At 64.8% G+C, this 19,266-nt stretch carries 15 protein-coding genes and 1 tRNA gene; 6 read left to right on the top strand and 10 right to left on the bottom strand.

Annotated features, from left to right (window positions below; genetic code table 11):
• Positions 1 to 227: 227 nt before the first annotated feature.
• The 5 genes from J8I26_RS11955 to J8I26_RS11935 all read right to left on the bottom strand — a co-directional run bounded on the left by J8I26_RS11955 (position 228) and on the right by J8I26_RS11935 (position 6,308).
• Positions 228 to 1,883: a methyl-accepting chemotaxis protein gene (locus tag J8I26_RS11955; RefSeq protein ID WP_209607320.1), complete on the bottom strand. Its 1,656-nt coding sequence runs from the start codon at positions 1,881 to 1,883 to the stop codon at positions 228 to 230.
• A 268-nt stretch (positions 1,884 to 2,151) separates the two neighbouring features.
• Positions 2,152 to 2,607, bottom strand: a complete 456-nt coding sequence (ybeY, locus tag J8I26_RS11950; protein ID WP_209607319.1) for an rRNA maturation RNase YbeY — start codon at positions 2,605 to 2,607, stop codon at positions 2,152 to 2,154.
• Positions 2,594 to 3,727: a PhoH family protein gene (locus J8I26_RS11945; protein WP_209607389.1), complete on the bottom strand. Its 1,134-nt coding sequence runs from the start codon at positions 3,725 to 3,727 to the stop codon at positions 2,594 to 2,596. Before J8I26_RS11945 ends, ybeY begins: the two co-directional genes overlap by 14 nt.
• 15 nt (positions 3,728 to 3,742) lie before the next feature.
• Entirely contained in the window at positions 3,743 to 5,083 is a 1,341-nt protein-coding gene (miaB, locus tag J8I26_RS11940; RefSeq protein ID WP_209607318.1) for a tRNA (N6-isopentenyl adenosine(37)-C2)-methylthiotransferase MiaB, read from the bottom strand.
• Between the two features lie 337 nt (positions 5,084 to 5,420).
• Positions 5,421 to 6,308 carry a LysR family transcriptional regulator gene (locus tag J8I26_RS11935; RefSeq protein ID WP_348635313.1) on the bottom strand — a complete coding sequence of 296 codons (888 nt, stop codon included), beginning with the start codon at positions 6,306 to 6,308 and terminating at the stop codon, positions 5,421 to 5,423.
• An 84-nt stretch (positions 6,309 to 6,392) separates the two neighbouring features.
• Between J8I26_RS11935 and J8I26_RS11930 the strand changes: the two genes are divergently transcribed.
• On the top strand, positions 6,393 to 6,998 hold the full coding sequence (locus J8I26_RS11930; RefSeq protein WP_209607317.1) for a cysteine hydrolase family protein: 606 nt from the start codon (positions 6,393 to 6,395) through the stop codon (positions 6,996 to 6,998).
• A 76-nt stretch (positions 6,999 to 7,074) separates the two neighbouring features.
• On the opposite strand, the gene J8I26_RS11925 is transcribed toward J8I26_RS11930, so the two are convergent.
• Positions 7,075 to 7,641 carry an FxDxF family PEP-CTERM protein gene (locus J8I26_RS11925; RefSeq protein WP_209607316.1) on the bottom strand — a complete coding sequence of 189 codons (567 nt, stop codon included), beginning with the start codon at positions 7,639 to 7,641 and terminating at the stop codon, positions 7,075 to 7,077.
• Between the two features lie 753 nt (positions 7,642 to 8,394).
• On the opposite strand from J8I26_RS11925, the gene J8I26_RS11920 reads away from it, so the two are divergent.
• The 5 genes from J8I26_RS11920 (at position 8,395) to J8I26_RS11900 (ending at position 14,102) form a co-directional block, all read left to right on the top strand.
• The gene (locus J8I26_RS11920) at positions 8,395 to 9,012 is read left to right on the top strand and encodes a nucleoside/nucleotide kinase family protein (protein WP_209607315.1); all 618 of its coding nucleotides are present in this window, start codon (positions 8,395 to 8,397) and stop codon (positions 9,010 to 9,012) included.
• Positions 9,013 to 9,176: 164 nt separating this feature from the next.
• Positions 9,177 to 10,124 carry an ABC transporter substrate-binding protein gene (locus J8I26_RS11915; RefSeq protein WP_209607314.1) on the top strand — a complete coding sequence of 316 codons (948 nt, stop codon included), beginning with the start codon at positions 9,177 to 9,179 and terminating at the stop codon, positions 10,122 to 10,124.
• 120 nt (positions 10,125 to 10,244) lie between these two features.
• Positions 10,245 to 11,828 carry a sugar ABC transporter ATP-binding protein gene (locus J8I26_RS11910; RefSeq protein WP_209607313.1) on the top strand — a complete coding sequence of 528 codons (1,584 nt, stop codon included), beginning with the start codon at positions 10,245 to 10,247 and terminating at the stop codon, positions 11,826 to 11,828.
• A complete protein-coding gene (locus tag J8I26_RS11905) occupies positions 11,821 to 12,861 on the top strand; it encodes a ribose ABC transporter permease (RefSeq protein WP_245200271.1) in 1,041 nt (346 codons plus the stop codon). The genes J8I26_RS11910 and J8I26_RS11905 overlap by 8 nt, the downstream gene beginning before the upstream one ends.
• A gap of 50 nt (positions 12,862 to 12,911) precedes the next feature.
• A complete protein-coding gene (locus tag J8I26_RS11900; RefSeq protein ID WP_209607386.1) occupies positions 12,912 to 14,102 on the top strand; it encodes an AGE family epimerase/isomerase in 1,191 nt (396 codons plus the stop codon).
• On the opposite strand, the gene J8I26_RS11895 is transcribed toward J8I26_RS11900, so the two are convergent.
• From J8I26_RS11895 to mutL, 4 genes are all read right to left on the bottom strand, one after another.
• Complete coding sequence (locus tag J8I26_RS11895) at positions 14,103 to 15,956, bottom strand: peptide transporter (RefSeq protein ID WP_209607312.1); 1,854 nt, start codon at positions 15,954 to 15,956, stop codon at positions 14,103 to 14,105.
• 218 nt (positions 15,957 to 16,174) lie between these two features.
• Positions 16,175 to 16,251 (bottom strand) — tRNA-Met (locus J8I26_RS11890).
• Positions 16,252 to 16,349: 98 nt separating this feature from the next.
• Entirely contained in the window at positions 16,350 to 17,312 is a 963-nt protein-coding gene (miaA, locus tag J8I26_RS11885; RefSeq protein ID WP_209607311.1) for a tRNA (adenosine(37)-N6)-dimethylallyltransferase MiaA, read from the bottom strand.
• 3 nt (positions 17,313 to 17,315) lie between these two features.
• Positions 17,316 to 19,235, bottom strand: coding sequence for a DNA mismatch repair endonuclease MutL (mutL, locus tag J8I26_RS11880; protein ID WP_209607310.1), 1,920 nt, complete (start codon positions 19,233 to 19,235; stop codon positions 17,316 to 17,318).
• Positions 19,236 to 19,266: the final 31 nt, after the last annotated feature.

The following is a 19,266-nucleotide window of genomic DNA, read 5'->3' as shown; positions in this document are numbered from 1 at the left end:
GCTACTGCTACTGCTACTGCTACTGCTACTGCTACTGCTACTGCTACTGCTACTGCTACTGCTACTGCTACTGCTACTGCTACCGCTACTGCTACTGCCTGGTGCTGCCGCTACCACTACGACTGCCAGGTGCTGCCACTGCATGCTTGCTGCCGCCACTGCTGCGCGGCTACTTCACTCTCACTATCGTTACCTGCCCAGGCTGCTGAAGTTCAAGCTGTCTGAACTCAAGCTGCATAACCCAGCGCGCCCATGCCCATGCCGCCTAAGGCCGGTGCTTCCGCTTCCACCTTGCGGCTGCGCGGGGCCGAGAGGGCCGGCAAGACTTGGGTTTCTTCCATCTTGAACACGCTGACCACATCAGTCAGGGATACGCTTTGTTGTTGCATCGAGGCGGCGGCCGCGGCGGCTTCTTCCACCAGGGCTGCGTTCTGCTGGGTCGCTTCGTCGATCAGCACGATGGCGCGGTTGATCTGTTCGATGCCCATGGTCTGTTCACGGCTGGCGGCGCTGATGTCGTGCATGATGTGAGTCACGTTCTTGATGCTGTCGACCACGTCGTGCATCGTGACGCCGGCTTCGTTGACTTGCTGGGCGCCCATTTCCACCTTGGCCACCGAGTCGTCGATCAGGGTCTTGATTTCCTTGGCGGCGGTTGCCGAGCGCTGGGCCAGCGAGCGCACTTCGGAAGCCACCACCGCGAAGCCGCGGCCTTGCTCACCGGCACGGGCTGCCTCGACGGCGGCGTTCAGGGCCAGGATGTTGGTCTGGAAGGCGATGCCGTCGATGACGCTGATGATGTCGACGATCTTCTTGGACGATTCGCTGATCGAGTTCATGGTGTCGACCACGCGGCCCACGGCTGCACCACCCTTGGCGGCCACTTGCGAGGCGTTTTCTGCCAGGCGATTGGCTTCGGCGGCGTTTTCCGAGTTCTGCTTCACGGTTGCGGTCAGTTCTTCCATCGCCGAGGCGGTTTCCTGCAGCGAGCCGGCTTGCTGTTCGGTGCGGTTGGACAGGTCCATGTTGCCGCGCTTGATTTCATCCGAGGCCACCGAGATGGTGTCGGTGCCGTAGCGCACTTCGCCGACGATGGACACCAGGCTGTCGTTCATGCCCTTGAGTGCGCTCATCAGCTGGCCGAGTTCGTCGTTGCTCTTGATTTCGATGCGGCTGGTCAGGTCACCGGCGCTCACGTTCTGGGCCACCGACACGGCTTCCTTCAGGGGACGCGAGATCGAGCGGGTCAGCAACCAGGCGATGGCGGTGCCGAGCAGCAGGGCGATGACGCTGGTGACGAACATGGTCCACTTGGCGATCGAGTAGGCTTCTTCAGCGGCGTCGACGTTGGCGCGGGAGTTGGCGTGCAGCACTTCATTGAATTTCGAGATGTGTGCGATCACCTGGTTCAGGATGGGCATGCAATCCTTGACCAGCGAAGCGCGTGCGGCATCGGTTTGTTGCGAGGTCGCCAGCTTGCCGATGTTCAGGGCGATCGGCAGATACTTGGCTTCCAGGGCGCGCAGCTGCTCCAGCATCTGGCGCTCTTGCGGCGAGGTGTCGGGGTGCTTCATCAGCGCGGTCAGCTGTTCCATGCCGGCGTCGATGTCTTTCTGGGCGGCGCCAACCAGTTCGATGTCGCCCTTCTGTTCAGCGGGGCCGTTGACCAGCACCAGGTTGCGTGCTGCGATGGCGCGCAGGCCGACGGCGAATTGCACCTTGGACAAGGCCATCAGTTTGCCCTCGTCGACCGAGGTCAGGAATTCAATACGGTTGTTCAGTTGCGAAACCTGGCGCAAGCCGAAACCGGCGATTGCAACCAGTAGGATAAGCAGTGCTGCGAAACCTAAGCCAAGGCGTTGGCCGATCTTGAAGTTTTTCATGACATCCTCCCGAGTAGTGGTGAGAGGATTGTTGTCCACGGCGCGTCTCCCAGCCATCGGGATTTTCCTGAAAATGCGCGCCTAATAACGCAGGAAAACCCTGAGTCGGTTGACAGCCAATCAAGTTTTTTTGTTTTCGATATCACTGCGTCCCAAAGCCTATTCGTTGTGCGTGGCAGACTGCCAATGTTGCCTCGCCTCCATATCCCGCAGGCAAGAAAAAAGCCGGCGCACGCGAACGTGGCCGGCTTTTTTTGCATCGCGCGATTCAGCGCTGGGCGTAAGGATCGGCGTAGCCGAGTTCGGCCAGCAGTTCGGTCTCCAGCGATTCCATTTCCACCGCTTCTTCCTCTTCCTCGTGGTCGTAACCCTGGGCGTGCAGCACGCCGTGCACTACCAGGTGGGCGGTGTGCTCTTCGACGCTCTTCTTCTGCTCGGCGGCTTCCTTCTCCAGCACGTCGGTGCAGAAGATGATGTCGGCCTGGGTCACTTCGCTGTCCTCATCTTCCGTGTAGGCGAAGGTCAGCACGTTGGTCGCGTAGTCCTTGCCGCGATAGTCGCGGTTCAGCTCGCGGCCTTCTTCGCTGCCCACAAAGCGCAGCGTCAGCTCGGCCGGCGCAAACAGCGCGGCCTGCACCCAGCGGCGCAGCATCGGGCGGGTGATGGTTTCTTTCAGGCGGTCGTCGGCGTATTGCACCGACAGCGTCAGCTTAGGTTTTGGCATTGCGTGGCTTTGCGGACTTGGTCAGGAGATTGGTGGCGGCGCGCGCGGTGGCGCGGGCTGTATCGGGTTTGGGATTGCCGGCGGCGTCATAGGCGTCGACGATGCGCGCCACCAGCGGATGGCGCACCACGTCGGCGCTGGTGAAGCGCGAGAAGGCGATGCCGCGCACATTGCTGAGCACGCCCAGCGCATCCACCAGGCCGCTTCGCTGGCCGTGGTGCAGGTCGACCTGGGTGACGTCGCCGGTGATCACGGCCTTGCTGCCGAAACCGATGCGGGTCAGGAACATCTTCATCTGTTCCGGCGTGGTGTTTTGCGCTTCGTCCAGGATGATGAAGGCGTGATTCAGCGTGCGGCCGCGCATGTAGGCCAGCGGCGCGATTTCGATCGCCTGCTTTTCGAACAGCTTCTGCGTGCGGTCAAAGCCCAGCAGGTCGTACAGTGCGTCGTACAGCGGGCGCAGATACGGGTCGACCTTCTGCGCCAGGTCTCCGGGCAGGAAGCCCAGGCGTTCGCCCGCTTCCACGGCCGGGCGCGTGAGCACGATGCGCTGCACCGCGTCGCGCTCCAGCGCATCCACCGCGCAGGCCACGGCCAGATAGGTCTTGCCGGTGCCGGCCGGGCCGACGCCGAAGGTGATGTCGTGCTCCAGGATGGCGTTGAGGTACTGGCTCTGGTGCGGCGTGCGGCCGCGCAGGTCGTGCTTGCGAGTCTTCAGCACGGGGCTGTCGGGCAGTGTGTGGTCGCCGCTGTCGGCGGGCGTGCGCTCGGCTTCGGGCGCTTCGGCCTTGCGCGCGCGGCGCACCGCGGCGGTGGCCGGCGGCAGGCCGGCTTCTTCGTCGGCGGCGGCATTGGCGCGCTGCTCCACCAGCGCCAGCTGGATGTCGTCCACCGCCACCGGGCGGCTGGCCTGCTGGTAGAAGCGCTCCAGCACTTCCACTGCGCGCTGCGCATTGGTGCCGGTGACGATGAACTTGTCGCCGCGGCGGAAGATGGTCACGTCCAGCGCCGAAGAGATCTGGCGCAGGTTCTCGTCAAGCGCGCCGCACAGGTTGGCCAGGCGCTTGTTGTCCAGCGGCTGGGGGATGAAGTGCTGCGGCTCGTTGGGGATCTTTTTCAATGAAGGCATCCGAAATTATTGTTTGACGACGATCTCGCCGCGCAGCGAGAACGGAAAGGCTTGCACGACGGTGACGTCGACCAGTTGGCCGATCAGGCGCGCGCCCTCGGGGCCGCCGTCGAAGTTGATGACCCGGTTGTTCTCGGCGCGGCCCTGCAGCTCCTGCGGATTGCGCTTGGACGGACCTTCCACCAGCACGCGCTGCACGCTGCCGACCATGGAGTGGCTGATCTTCTCGGCGTTGGCGTTGATGGCGGCCTGCAGGCGCTGCAGGCGATCCAGCTTGACCTCCTGCGGCGTGTCGTCGGCCATGCCGGCGGCGGGGGTGCCGGGGCGCGGGCTGAAGATGAAGGAGAAGCTGTTGTCGAAGCCGACATCCTCCACCAGTTTCATCAGTCCCTGGAAGTCTTCCTCGGTCTCGCCGGGGAAGCCGACGATGAAGTCGGACGCGATCTTCATGTTGGGGCGCACCTTGCGCAGGCGGCGGATCACCGACTTGTATTCAAGCGCGGTATAGCCGCGCTTCATCGCCGCCAGCGTGCGGTCGGAACCGTGCTGCGCCGGCAGGTAAAGGTAATCCATCAGCTGCGGCACCTTGGCATAGGCGTCGATCAGGCGTTGCGAGAATTCCTTGGGATGGCTGGTCACGAAGCGGATGCGCTCGATGCCGGGCAGCTCGGCGACGTATTCGATCAGCAGCGCGAAGTCGGCGATCTCGCCGTCTTCCATCGCGCCGCGATAGGCGTTCACGTTCTGGCCCAGCAGCGTGACTTCCTTCACGCCCTGCTCGGCCAGGCCGGCCACTTCGGTCAGCACGTCTTCAAAGCGACGCGAGACTTCCTCGCCGCGGGTGTAGGGCACCACGCAGTAGCTGCAATACTTGCTGCAGCCTTCCATGATGGAGACGTAGGCGGTGGCGCCTTCCACGCGCGCCGGCGGCAGGTGGTCGAACTTCTCGATCTCGGGGAAGCTGATGTCGATCTGCGGGCGGCCGGTATAGCGGCGCTCGGAAATCATCTGCGGCAGGCGGTGCAGTGTCTGCGGGCCGAACACCACATCCACGAAGGGCGCGCGCTTGACGATGGCTTCGCCTTCCTGCGAGGCCACGCAGCCGCCCACGCCGATCACCAGATCGGGGTTGGCCTTCTTCAGCGAGCGGAAGCGGCCGAGGTCGGAAAACACTTTCTCCTGCGCCTTCTCGCGGATCGAGCAAGTGTTGAGCAGGATCACGTCCGCCTCTTCCGGACGATCGGTCTTGACCAGGCCTTCGGCGATGTTGAGCACGTCGGCCATCTTGTCCGAGTCGTACTCGTTCATCTGGCAACCGAAGGTTTTGATGAATACTTTTTTCTGCATAAATCTCAATCAGGCATAGGGCGCGTGGAACTACGCATGCATGCGATGCGGGTGCCGGCAAGGGAGGGAGGCGAGCCGGTCGTCGGTGCTTGAAGGGCGGGGCGCAAGGGCGTCGGGGACGCCTGCGGAGCCTGCCGTAGCGGTGGGGCGAGCCATTCCTCAAAGGCTGGCGATTATAGCACCGGATGCCCTGCCGAGCCCGGCTGCAAGCGGCTTCGGCGGCGCGGCGGGGCGTGCGCGCAACACCGTGCCCAACAGGGGGCAAGGGCATATGCCCAGCGACCAGGCGGGTGATGTCCGGATGGCAAGCTTGACGGACTGCCAATGCGCCTGGCGCCTACAGTTCCCGGCAGCACTGCTCCAGCCAATCCAGCACCGCATGCAGGCGCGGCGCGGCCTTCAGGTCGCGGTGGAAGATCGCCCACAGTTCGCGCTCCAGCTGCGGCGCGTCGCCCACCGGGCGCAGCTCCGGCGCCAGCAGGTAGCGCGGCAGCAAGGCCATGCCCACGCCGGCGCGCGCAGCCATGCATTGCGCCACCAGGCTGGTGCTGCGAAAGCGCACCGGATTGCCGGCTGCATGGGCGGCATGCCACAGGGTTTCAGGGATGTCCGGCACGCCGTCGTCGTAGCCGACGAAGGGCGCCGTCTTCGGATCGCTCTGCCAGGTCGCCAGCACCTCGGCGGTGCCGCACAGGTAGTAGGGCATGCGGCCCAGCGAGCGCGCGATCAGTTCGCCGTCCTGCGGTCGCGCGAAGCGGATGGCCAGGTCGGCTTCGCGCCGCGCCAGGCTAACGTTCTGGTGGCCCGTGGTGAATTCCATGTCCAGGCTGGGCCAGCGCGTCAGCAGCGCCGGCAGGCGCGGCGCCAGGAACAGCGCGCCGAAGGCGTCGGTGCTGGCGATGCGCAACTTGCCTTCCAGCCGCTGGTCGCCGCCGGCCAGCGTACGCGCCAGCTGGCGGGTTTGCTCCTGCATGCTGCGCGCGGCGCCCAGTACGCTTTCGCCCAGGCGAGTCAGCTCGATCTCGTCGGCGCGACGGATGAACAGCGGCGCCCCCAGCGAGGCCTCCAGCATCTGCAGGCGACGGCTGACCGTGGCATGGGTGATCTCCAGCGCGCGCGCCGCGCCCGAGAAGCTGCCGGCATCGATGAAGGCAGCGAAGGTGCGCAGGCCCTCCCAGTCGGTGCGCAGGATGCCGGTGCAGAGCAGGTCTGATGATTTTTTCACAGTCGACTGTCGATCTTGGGGAATTGGTGTGCGTATTTTAATGCCCTAAGATGACTCTTCATTCACCCGCAAGAGGAGAGCACCATGGCAGCACCCCAGACCCTGATCCAGATCGGCGGCGGCGCGCCGCGCATCCCGTCGTGGCAGGAGGCCACGCTGGTCATCATCGATCATCAGGCCGAATACACCACCGGCCGCGTACCGCTGCACGGCATCGACGCCGCCGTCGGCCAGATTGCCGAGCTGCTGCGCCAGGCGCGCGCGGCCGGCGCGCCGGTGATCCATGTTGTTCATCAGGGCAAGCCGGGCGGACTGCTGTTCGATCCGCAAGGCCCGGGCTCGGCGATCATCGCCGGCGTGCAGCCGCAGGAGGGAGAGGTCATCGTGAGCAAGGGCTTGCCCAACTCCTTCGCCGGCACCACGCTGGACGAAGAGTTGAAGAAGACCGGCCGCAAGTCGCTGGTCATCGTCGGCTTCGCCACCCACATGTGCGTCTCCGCTACCACCCGTTCGGCGCTGGATCATGGCTACGCGTCGACGGTCGTGGCTGCCGCCTGTGCCACGCGCGACCTGCCAGATCCCCTGGGCGGCGCGCCGATCAGCGCTGCCGAGCTGCAGCGCATCGCGCTGGCCGAGCTGGCCGATCGATACGCCACCGTCGTGCCCGACGCGGCCGCGCTGGCCGGCTGAACGCGGTTCGCACCCCCAATGAAAAACGCCCCGACGGATGAACTCCGTCGGGGCGTTTTCCTTGATGCGACTTCAATCAAGCCAGGGCCATGCCGCCCTGCGCCAGCTTGACGCCATCCTTGCGGCGACGACGCACGGCCGCGAAGCCGACCAGCGCGAGGCCGCCCAGCATCATGGCAGTGGTCGAGGCTTCCGGCACGGCCGCCACGTTCAGGGTGCCGGCAAAGCTGCCCGAGCTGCCCAGCACGTTGCCGCCCACGGTCAGCGTGTAGTTGCCGGCCGCCAGGTTCGCCACATCCAGGGTGTAGGTCTGGAAGCCGCCGGTGCTGGTCTTCACGCCGTAGTAGGTGTTGCCGTTGCCGCTCAGCGTGAAGCTGGTCAGCTCCAGCTGCGAGTTGCTGCGCAGCGAGGTCGAGATGACGCCCGAGGACAGGTCGAACAGGTTGCTGTAGTTGAAGGTATAGCTTTCGAGGAAGCTCTTGCCGGCATCCGCGCTGCCGAACACATGGCTGATGGCAGTGGTGGTGCCGGTGTTGTCGAAGGTGACGGCGGTGGTGCCGGTGATCGGCGCCGGCGCCGCGTAGGCTGAGCCCGCAGCAGCCAGGGAGAGGGTGATGAGGGCGCTTGCGACGAGTTTTTTCATAAATTAACCCTGGTTCTTATTGCTTCTTACGTGGATGGGTAGTGCGAGTTGCAGTGCATAAAAATTTCCATCCGGAACCTCTTCGCTCTCCGCAATTTCTACGCCGTCGGTCATGGGGTCCGACAGTCCGAAGGATGCTTGATGCCTGAAACGCGCAGCGGCCCCGAAACTTGAGGCCGTCGTTTTCACTCAACTTGCTTTGGCTGTAAAGCCGCTTCGGTAAAGGGCTTTCGAGATTCGTGCCGGAAACGCGTTGCCAAAAAACACTACGTCAATACAACCCGCCTGCTTGAAAAATACGACTTTGGTGTTGCTGTCAGGAACCGTTTATCTCAATCTTTTACGTCGGTGGCGCCTGCCGTTTGCAGGTGCCGCGCCGCAGCAAAAAACGCGGAAGACGGGACCTGATCAATAGTCAGAACTTTGCCGGATGAGTTCCCGGTCGAGCTTGACGATGTCGAAAAAATACTGTTAGGTTTGTGAGTTTTTGTGGGCTCCGACAGAAAAACTCACAGAGCAATTTCTCTGTGGAACTGTGGAGTATGCTCATGCTCTAAACGGCAGCTTTCCGGAATTAATTCGACACAAGGACATCGCCAAGTCCGCGGATGATCGGGAGGTGCGAAGCGGCAACATGCTGCTTCGATGAGGATGGTGGAGACACCGGAGACAGGTTCCCAGTACGGAACAACAGACAAGAGAGAGGGTGTCGTGATGATGCACTCTCCACAATAACCATAAGGATGGTCGAACATGATTTCGACGGTCTATCGCAACAGGCTCGATGGCCTGCTCGCCGGCGGCACGCGCAAGCTGCTCGGCATCGCGGGTCCGCCCGGCAGCGGCAAGTCCACACTTGCCCAGGGTTTGCTTGAACACGCCGGTGCGCGCGCATGCATCGTCCCCATGGACGGCTTCCACCTGGCCAATGCCGAACTGGCGCGGCTGGGACGCGCCGCGCGCAAGGGCGCGGAGGATACCTTCGACAGCGCCGGCTACGTCTGCCTGCTGGAGCGGCTCAGGCGCCAGCAGGGCGACGAAGTGATCTACGCGCCGGCCTTCCATCGCGACATCGAAGAAGCCATCGCCGGCGAGATTGCCGTCGCGCCGCACACCCAGCTCGTCATCACCGAAGGCAATTACCTGCTGCTGCAGCGCGGTCACTGGTCGCGCGTGCAGCCTTTGCTGGACGAGGTCTGGTACGTCGACGTCGCCCCCGTGCTGCGACGCCAGCGGCTGGTGGCGCGACACGTGCGCCACGGTCGCACGCCTGCGCAGGCCGAGGCCTGGGTGCACGGAAGCGACGAGCCCAACGCCGAACTGATTGCATCCACGCGCTCACGCGCGCAGCTGATTTTCCGCTGGGACTGAAGGTCGCCATCCCGGTCGTCCCGGCCGTCCCGATTGCACGCGCGCCGCCTCCCCCTGGCTCGTCTGGGTGCGCATGCAGTGCCGACAGTGCATGGCACAAGCAGCAAGGCAGTACATGCAGTGAGCTTCATCCAAAACCTAAAACCTGAATCCCGGAGACAAGCATGATCAAGAAATCACTCGCGGCAGCATGTTCCATGGTGGTGTTGGCAGCGGCAGCATCGTCTGCCATGGCGGCCGACAAGCCGCTCAAATCGGTAGGCGTGACCCTGGGCGACCTGGCCAATCCCTTCTTTGTCGCCATCTCCAAGGGTGCGGAGAGCGGCGTGCACAAGATCAATCCGGACGCCAAGGTGACCGTGGTGTCCTCGAAGTACGACCTCAACACCCAGGTCGGCCAGATAGAGAACTTCATCGCCAACAAGGTCGACATGATCGTGGTCAACGCCGCCGATTCCAAGGGCATCGGCCCGGCGGTGAAGAAGGCCAAGAAGGCCGGCATCGTGGTGGTGGCGGTGGACGTGGTGGCTGAAGGCGCCGACGTCACCGTCATGTCCGACAACACCATGGCCGGCGCCGAGTCGTGCAAATTCATCGCCACGCAATTGCAGGGCAAGGGCAACGTGGTGATCGTCAACGGCCCGCCGGTGTCGGCGGTGATGGACCGCGCCGCCGGCTGCAAGGCCGAGTTCAAGAAGACGCCGGGCATCAAGGTGCTGTCCGATAACCAGAACGCCGGCGGCAGCCGCGATGGTGGGATGACCACCATGTCCAACCTGCTGGCGGCCTATCCCAAGATCGACGCCGTGTTCGCCATCAACGACCCTACCGCCATCGGCGCCGAGCTGGCGATCCGCCAGGCCAAGCGCAGCGACGTCAAGTTCATCAGCGGCGTGGACGGCGCGCCCGACGCCGAGCGCGCGCTGAAGGACGGCAAGTCGCTGTTCGCCGCCTCGCCCGCGCAGGACCCGTACGGCATGGCCGCCGAGAGCGTCGCCATCGGCTACGACGTGATGAATGGTCGTCCCCCGGCCAAGCCGGTCAAGCTGCTGCCGGTGCAGCTGATCACGCGCGACAACGTCGGCAGCTACAAGGGGTGGGTGCATAACTGAACGCCGTTGCGGCGCTTGGTACACGCATTCTTTTCCTGTCGCATTTCCTGCATCGCTTCGCCGCGGCCGTCGTTCATGATGGCGGCGACGTGATGGCAGGATCAACCTTGCCTGTTTCCGATGACGACCACATCCATCCTCCAGATGAGCGGCATTTGCAAGGCCTTCGGCGCCACGCGGGCTCTCGTCGACATGAAACTCACGGTGCATCCGGGTGAGATCCACGCGCTCATGGGCGAGAACGGCGCCGGCAAGAGCACGCTGATGAAGGTGCTCTCCGGCGTCTACGCCCCCGATCGCGGTGAGATCCTGCTGGACGGAAAACCGGCGTCGCTGCGCGACCCGGCCGCCAGCCGCGCCGCCGGCATCAACCTGATCTACCAGGAACTGGCGATCGCGCCCAACATCAGTGTGGCCGCCAACGTCTTCATGGGCAGCGAGCTGCGCACCGGCCTCGGCCTGATCGACCATGCTGAAATGCGGCGTCGCACCGATGCTGTGCTGGAGCAACTGGGCGCGGGCTTCCGGGCGTCGGACCGCGCCGGGCGACTATCGATCGCCGAGCAGCAGCAAGTCGAGATCGCGCGCGCGCTGGTGCATCGCAGCCGCATCGTGATCATGGACGAGCCCACCGCCGCGCTCTCCGACCGCGAGACCGAGCACCTGTTCGCGGTGGTGCGCCGGCTGCGCGACGAAGGGCTGGCCATCATCTACATCAGCCATCGCATGGCCGAGGTCTATGCGCTGGCCGATCGCGTGACGGTGCTGCGCGACGGCGGCTTCGTCGGCGAACTGACGCCGGCCGAGGTCAACCCCAACCGCATCGTTCAGATGATGGTAGGGCGCTCGCTGTCCGACTTTTACCAGCACGAACGCATGGCGCCGGAAGAGGCGGCGCGTCGCAAGCCGGTGCTGGCGGTGCGCGACGTCGCCGGCGGCAAGGTCAAGCCGTCTTCCTTCCAGGTGCGATTCGGGGAGGTGCTGGGGTTCGCCGGGCTGGTCGGCGCCGGTCGTACCGAGCTGGCGCGCCTGTTGTTTGGCGCCGATCCCAAGACGTCGGGCGAGATCGCGCTGGAAGGCCGCGCCATCGCCACGCCGGATCCGCGCGCGGCGATGCGCCACGGCATCGCCTATGTGCCGGAGGATCGCAAGGGGCAGGGGCTGTTCCTGCAGATGTCGGTGGGCGCCAACGCCACCCTCAACGTCGCCGCGCGCCACACGCGCCTGGGCCTGCTCAGGAACGGCGCGCTGCGCGCCATCGCCGGTGACGCGATACGCCGGCTCAACGTCAAGGTGGCGCATTCCGAGGTGCATGTGGGCAAGCTCTCCGGCGGCAACCAGCAGAAGGTCCTGCTGGCGCGCTGGCTGGAGATCAATCCCAAGGTGCTGATCCTGGACGAACCCACGCGCGGTGTAGACATCCTCGCCAAGAGCGAGATCTACCAGTTCATCCGCAAGATGGCGGCGCAGGGCGTGGCCGTCATCGTGATCTCCAGCGAATTGCCGGAGGTGATCGGCATCTGCGACCGCGTGCTGGTGATGCGCGAGGGCGCCATCACCGGCGAGCTGGCCGGCGCCGACATCACGCAGGAAAACATCATGCACCTGGCCACCGATACCGATCATCCGGCGTCCATGGCGCCGGCAATGCCGTCTGTCCCCCACACGGGCCCAACCTCTTCCGCGACTTCTCATCATGGCTGAACTCAAGACGATGCAACCCGCAGAACACCCCTCCGACCAGGGCGCCGCCGCGCGTTCACGCAAGCCCCACAGCGCCCGCGAGTGGATGCTGCACCGGCTCGGCATGCTGCCGGTGCTGGTGGTGCTCTACCTGATCTTCTACGCGCTGACGATCTACCTGAGCGGCGATGGCACCTCCAACTTCGCCACGCCGGAAAACACCATGAACATCCTGCGCCAGGTGGCAATCAATCTGGTGCTGGCGGCCGGCATGACCTTCGTGATCCTGACCGCCGGCATCGACCTCTCGGTCGGCTCGGTGCTGGCGGTCTCGGCGGTGCTGGGCATGCAGGTGTCGCTGGGCGCGGCGGCGGGATGGTCGATACCGATGTTCGTGGTGTCCGGCCTGGTGATGGGCATGATCAACGGCGCTATGGTGGCCTTCCTCAACATCAACGCCTTCGTGGTCACGCTGGGCACGATGACGGCCTTTCGTGGTGCGGCCTATCTGCTGGCCGACGGCACCACGGTGCTCAACAACGACATTCCCAGCTTCGAATGGATCGGCAACGGCGATTTCCTGCATGTGCCGTGGCTGATCTGGGTAGCGCTGGCGGTGGTGCTCGTGTCTTGGCTGATCCTGCGCAAGACCGTGCTGGGCATGCACATCTACGCCATCGGCGGCAATCTGCAGGCGGCGCGGCTGACCGGTATCCGCGTCGGTCTGGTGCTGCTGTTCGTGTACTCGATCAGCGGCCTGTTCTCCGGCCTGGCCGGCGCCATGTCGGCCAGCCGCCTGTACGGCGCCAACGGCAACTGGGGCAGCGGCTACGAGCTCGACGCAATCGCCGCGGTGGTGCTGGGCGGCACCAGCCTGATGGGCGGCGTCGGCACTATCTGGGGCACGGTGGTGGGCGCGCTCATCATCGGCGTGATGAACAACGGGTTGACGATTCTCGGCCTGTCGTCTTTCTGGCAATACGTGGCCAAGGGCGCGGTGATCGTGCTGGCGGTGATCCTGGACAAGTGGCGCCAGAAGGACGCTGCGCAATGAACGCCGCCATCGACACGTGGGCAAACCACGACAACCACTGAGAAACGATGATGACTCTTCCCGATTTTGAAAGCCGCCGCGTGCTGCAGGCGCATGTCGCCCGGACGCTGGCGTTCTATGACCGTCACGCGATCGATCCGCAGGGCGGATTCTTCCACTACCTGAAGGATGACGGCAGCGTCTACAACCGCACGCATCGCCATCTGGTGAGTGCAACGCGGCTGGTGTTCACGCAGGCCATGGCCTTCACGCATACCGGCCAGGCGCGCTACCGCGAGCAGGCGCAGCATGCGCTGGCGCATTTACAGCGTTTCGAGCATCGCGACGGGCCGCTGGCCGGCCTGTTTGCGTGGACGCTGGAGGAGGGGCGCATCGAGGACGGCACCGTCATGGCCTACGGCCAGGCCTTCGTGCTGCTGGCGTATGCGCATGCGCATCGCATCGGCCTGTGCGAGGCCGACCGTGTAGCGCAAGCCTTCGAGCGCATGAATGACGCGTTCTACGAAGCGCCGCATGGCGCCTACGCCGACGAGATCACGCCGGCTGGAGCGCTGATCGACTACCGTGGGCAGAATGCCAACATGCACATGTGCGAGGCCTGCCTCGCGGCCTATGAGGCGACGCGGGAGACGCGCTACCTGCAACGCGCGCAGGAGCTGATCGAGACCTTTGTGTTCGGTTTTGCTGCCCACACCAGCGACCTGGTGTGGGAGCACTACGGTCGCGACTGGTCGGTGGACTGGGACTACAACCGCGGCAATCCGGACAATATCTTCAAGCCCTGGGGTTTTCAGACCGGGCACCAGACCGAGTGGGCCAAGCTGCTGATGATCGCCGATGGATATGCGCCCGAGCGCCGCTACGTCGAGCGCGCCGCCACGCTGCAGCGCCTGGCATGGCGGCATGGCTGGGACGTGCAGCACGGCGGGCTGATCTACGGCTTCGATCCCGACTTCCGGCCTTACGACAGCCACAAGTACTTCTGGGTGCAGGCCGAGTCATTCGCCAGCGCGTGGCGCTTGTGGCGCGCCACCGGGGAAGAGGATTTCAGGCTCCAGTACCACGAGATCTGGGCATGGAGCTGGCGCCACCTGGTCGATCACGAGCACGGCGCCTGGTTCCGCATCCTGGCGGCCGACGGCGGCAAGCTGGAAGACACCAAGTCGCCGGCCGGCAAAGTGGATTACCACACCATGGGCGCGTGCTGGGACGTGCTGGACGTGGGCGGACTGGCCGACTGATCAGTCGGCGTCGTCGACGTCCTGATGCCGGCGCTGCAGCAGCGCCAGCAACTGCTGTCCCATGATCTCAGGCCGGCCCTTGAAGAATACGTCGAGCTTGTCGGGGCCGCTCAAGCGGCGGCGCAGGCGGGTGCGTTCGCCATGCGCATTGGCCAGTTTCACGGCCGCCTGCACGTAGGTTTCCACCGTCGGGGCGCTCAGCCAGCCGGGCATGCCCAGCCGCTTGAGCAGGGCATGGTCGATATGCTCGTGCACCTCGGGGCCGACCTTGCATACGCCCACCAGGCCGACGCTGATTGCATCGACGATGCCGTTGGTGTTCCCGAACGGGAAGGGGTTGATGAACATGTCGCAGCCGGCCACCAGCGCCAGGTAATCTTCGTACGGTTGGCGCGCGTGGATGGTGGCCAGCTCGCCCAGGACTTGCCGCACCACGCGCTGCGCCTGCGCGAAGATCAGGCCGATGCCATCTCCCAGCAGGAAATGGAAATGCACCGGCGTGTCCGCGCGCTGCGCGATCTGCAAGCAAGCATCGAGGAACTGCGGAGTGAGCTTCATCGTGGTGGAGCACACGGCGATCTTGACGACCTTCGGCGCGGTCTCCTCGATGGACGGCGGCGCCAGCTTGCGGGTCAGTGCGGACGAGGGACGGTACGGCATACCGTCGCTGGGCAGTCGCAGCAGCTTCTCGCTGAAGCAGGCCGGGTCGCCGACATAATCCTCTTCCACCACCACGTAGTCGATCGCGCGACCGTGGCTGGTGGCCGGATGGCCCAGCGCCATCACCTGCAGCGGCGCGATGCGTAAATTGGCCAGGTACATGGAAATGGCGGCCATGCCCACGCTGGGCATGTAGAACACCTGCGCGCCCAGCCTGAGCGACTCGGCTTGGATCTGCGTCAGCTGGTTCTGCACGGTGTCGGGCTTGAGCGCAATGAATTCGTCGAAGACTTCCTTGGCCTTGTCGTCAATGTTTTGCGGGTAGCCGATACCCACCACGCGGAACTGGGCGCGTGCGGCGTCGATGGTCAGCGAGTGGGTGCGGTGGATCGAGTGTCCCGAATTGAACGACTCGAACAGCACCATCATCACCGGCTTGCCCGGGCCGCTGTGCGGCGGCTGCCCGATATCGCTGAAACCGGCGCGCAGGATGCGCCTGTGGAGCAAGGCGTTGATGGGCTTCTTGATGTCGTGCTTGCCGGTATGCGAGGCGTAGCTGCAGTACATGTACACGCCGTGCAGCAGGTCGATCGGCAGCTGGTCGAGGTCCTCGATCTCCCACAATTTTTGCGCCAGCCAGGGCAGCAGCTTTTCACGTTGCGCATGCGCCGCGCGCGAGCCTTGAAAGCGCGGCGACAGCAGTCCCAGGCACAGGCTGGCGGCCAGGACCTTGTCGCGTTTCCATAGCGCGTCGAGATCCAGATTGACGTCCGATTCGGGCGAATACAGCAGGCAGAATTTCAACAGGTCGCGATCGGCCAACACGAGCTTGGACAACTCGCCACTCTCATGCCGGTTCAGCGCGCGTAGCAGGTGGTCGGCATTGCGAAACGCACTGGCGGCGAAGATCGGTGCGAACCAGCGATGGTTGCCCAACAGGCGGTGTTGCCACTCGGCGGGGATCTGGAACGTGTCGTCGGCAAACAGGGCCGAGATGGCGGAGGCGATGCGCACCCAGATGTGCGGGTTGGCATCCGGTTTTTCCACTGCGCGCGGCAGGCGTGCGGAAAACTTGTCGCTGACCATGCCCGATTGCAGGTTGATGTCGTGCAGCAGCGTGTGCAGCGCGCCCAAGGCGGCATCATGCTCGCGTCGATAGACGTGCGCTTCGAATTTCTCCAGCGAGAAGCTCATACTTTCCCCATGTTGTTTCCCCCGCGCGCGTGGCGGCAGGCCGGTTCGGCGACCGTTGATTCGACTTTTCCGACCGAGATGATAGATGCTTATGGGGGCTTGTGTCCCTGCTTTGCCCAAGCGGCGGATGGGGGCGTCAAGACGGGGAGGGCGGGGAGGAGAGCTTCAGGCAACAAAAAAGCCGTTGATCCTTTCGGAATCAACGGCTTACATGTCTTTGGTGGTGATAGGTGGACTTGAACCACCGACCCCAGCATTATGAGTGCTGTGCTCTAACCAGCTGAGCTATATCACCAGAAGCAAGCCAGCAACTATAGTGGCTTCATCCCGGTCTGTCAATAGTGGCGACGGATTTTTTCGAAAATCAGTTGCCCAAGCCCATCAATGCAGGCGTCAGCCGGCGGCGCGCGCCGAGATTGCCTGCTCCACCGTCGTCCAGACCTGTTCCGTCGCCGAGGGCAGGTTGCAGTCGATCACCACCCGGTCGGGCATGGAGCGCAGCCAGGTCAGCTGGCGTTTGGCCAGCTGGCGGGTGGCGGCGATGCCTTTCTCGCGCATCGCGGCGAAGTCGATGTCGCCATCCAGATACTCCCACATCTGGCGATAGCCCACGCAGCGCATCGACGGCAGGCCGAGATTGAGGTCGCCGCGCGCGCGCAGCGTCTGCACTTCCTGTTCCAGCGCGCCGCCTTTCAGCATCAGGTCGAAGCGCAGGGCGATGCGTTCATGCAGGAACGCCCGATCCGAGGGTTCCAGCGCCAGCGGCAGCAGGTCGAAGGGCAGCGGCTCGGCTTGCTTCTGCGACAACAACGAAGACATCGGCTGGCCGGTCAGCAGCGTGATTTCCAGCGCGCGCTGGATGCGCTGGCTGTCGTTGGGCTTGAGGCGCTCGGCGGTGACGGGGTCGAGCCCGGCCAGTTTGGCGTGCATGGCCGGCATGCCCACGCGCGCGGCTTCTTCATCGAGTTGCGCTCGCAGCGCCGGATCGGCTTGCGGCAGCTCGTCCAGCCCGTCGCGCAGCACCTTGAAGTAGAGCATGGTGCCGCCGACCAGCAGCGGCAGTTTGCCGCGCGCGGCGATCTCCATGCACAGGCGCAGCGCGTCCTGGCGGAATTGCATGGCGGAATAGGCATCGGCCGGATCGATGATGTCGATCAGGTGGTGCGGCGCCTCGGCCAGTTCTTCGCGGCTGGGTTTGGCGGTGCCCACATCCATGCCGCGATAGACCAGCGCGGAGTCGACCGAAATGATTTCGCTGGGAATGCGGCGGGCGATTTCCAGCGCCGCGGCGGTCTTGCCGGAGGCGGTCGGACCCATGATGGCCACCGCCAGGGGGCGTACAGGTGTTGCAGTCATTGCTTATTGTCCGCGCAGGAACAGCTTGTCCAGGTCGGACAGGGCCATCTGGCTCCAGGTCGGGCGACCGTGGTTGCATTGGTCGGAGCGCTCGGTGGCTTCCATCTGGCGCAGCAGGGCGTTCATCTCGGGGATGGTCAGACTGCGGTTGGCGCGCACGGCGGTGTGGCAGGCCAGGGTGCCGAGCAGCTCGTTGCGGCGCTCCAGCAGCACGCGCGAGCCGCCGTATTCGCGCACGTCGCGCAGCACGTCGCGCGCCAGCGTCTGGGCGTCGGCGTTCTTCAGCAGTGCCGGCACCGCGCGCACGGCCAGCGTGGTGGGCGACATCACGGCGATGTCGAAGCCCAGCGCGGACAAGGTTTCCTGATGCTCTTCGGCGGTGCCGACCTCGACCGCGTCGGCGTAGAAGGTGACCGGAATCAGCAATGGCTGCACGAACATTTCCTTGTCGTCCAGCGCATTCTTCAGTTGCTCGTAAAGGATGCGTTCGTGGGCGGCGTGCATATCCACCACCACCAGGCCGGCGCTGTTCTGCGCCAGCACGTAGATGCCGTGCAGTTGCGCCAGCGCGAAGCCGAGCGGGAAGTCGCCGGCTGGCATCTCCTGCGCCGCGTTGCCGCGCGGGGCGAAGCCCGGGGAGTAAGTCGCCTGCGTCTGGTTCAGCGGGGACGGGTTGGCATTGCCGGCGCCGCCCTCGGCATGGCCGCCGAACATTGCGCCGTAGGCTTCCGAATTCTGGCGCACGCCGAAGCCGCTGCCGCCGCCGAATGAAAACGGCCGCGGCTGTTCGGCGAACTGCTGCGGGAAACTGGTTTGCTGCTGCTCGCGCATCCATGGGATGGGCGCGCTGCCGGCCGGCTGGTTGGGCTGGGGTTGCGGCGTGGTGCCGAACGAGGTGGCCGAGGTCTGGGCCAGCGCGCGAGACACCGCGTGGAACACGAACTGGTGCACGCTGCGGCTGTCGCGAAAGCGGACCTCGATCTTGGACGGATGGACGTTGACGTCGACCAGCGCCGGGTCAAGCTCCATCGACAGCGCGTAGGACGGATAGCGGTCGCCGTGCAGCACGTCCTGGTAGGCGGCGCGCACGGCGTGGGTCAGTAGCTTGTCGCGCACAAAGCGGCCGTTGACGTAGAAATACTGGCCGTCGGCGCGCGCCTTGGAGGCAGTCGGCAGGCCGACGAAGCCATGCAGGCGCAGCGGACCGGCCGACTCGTCCAGCGACAGCCGGGCGTTGGCGAACTCGTCGCCCAGGATGTGCGCGCTGCGCTTGGCGAATTCGCCCACGTTCCAGTGATCCACCGTCTTGCCGTTGTGCGACAACGAGAAGGCGACGTCCGGGCGCGCCAGCGCAATGCGGCGCACCACCTCGGCGCAGTGGCCGTACTCGGTCTGTTCGGACTTCAGGAATTTGCGGCGCGCCGGGGTGTTGAAGTACAGATCCTGCACGTCGATGGTGGTGCCTTGCGCGCCCGAGGCTGGCGACACCGCGCCGTGTTGCGAGCCGCTGATTTCCCAGGCGTGCGGCGCATCGGCGGTGCGGGTGGTGACGGTCAGCTGCGCTACCGAGGCGATCGAGGCCAATGCCTCGCCGCGAAAGCCCAGTGTGCCGACGTTTTCGAGGTCGGTCAGGGAGGCGATCTTGGAGGTCGCATGGCGCGCCAGCGCCAGCGGCAACTGGTCCGGCGGAATGCCGCGACCGTTGTCGGTGATGGCGATGCGTTTGACGCCGCCTTGCTCCAGGCGCACGGTGATCTGGGTGGAGCCGGCGTCCAGTGCGTTTTCCAGCAACTCCTTGACCACCGCCGACGGGCGCTCGATCACCTCGCCGGCGGCGATCTGCGAGATCAGCTGATCCGGCAGGGCCTGGATGGGGCGATAGGTCGGGGGCGTCGTTGCGGTGGGGGAATGCGGTGCGTTCATGGCGCGATTATACCGTTGGCGGCGCGCTCGG

The organism is Herbaspirillum sp. LeCh32-8 (genome assembly GCF_017814915.1).
Classification (GTDB): Bacteria; Pseudomonadota; Gammaproteobacteria; order Burkholderiales; family Burkholderiaceae_D; genus Herbaspirillum.
Note: the sequence above shows the minus strand (reverse complement) of the source record. Positions and strands in the feature narration are given on the sequence as shown.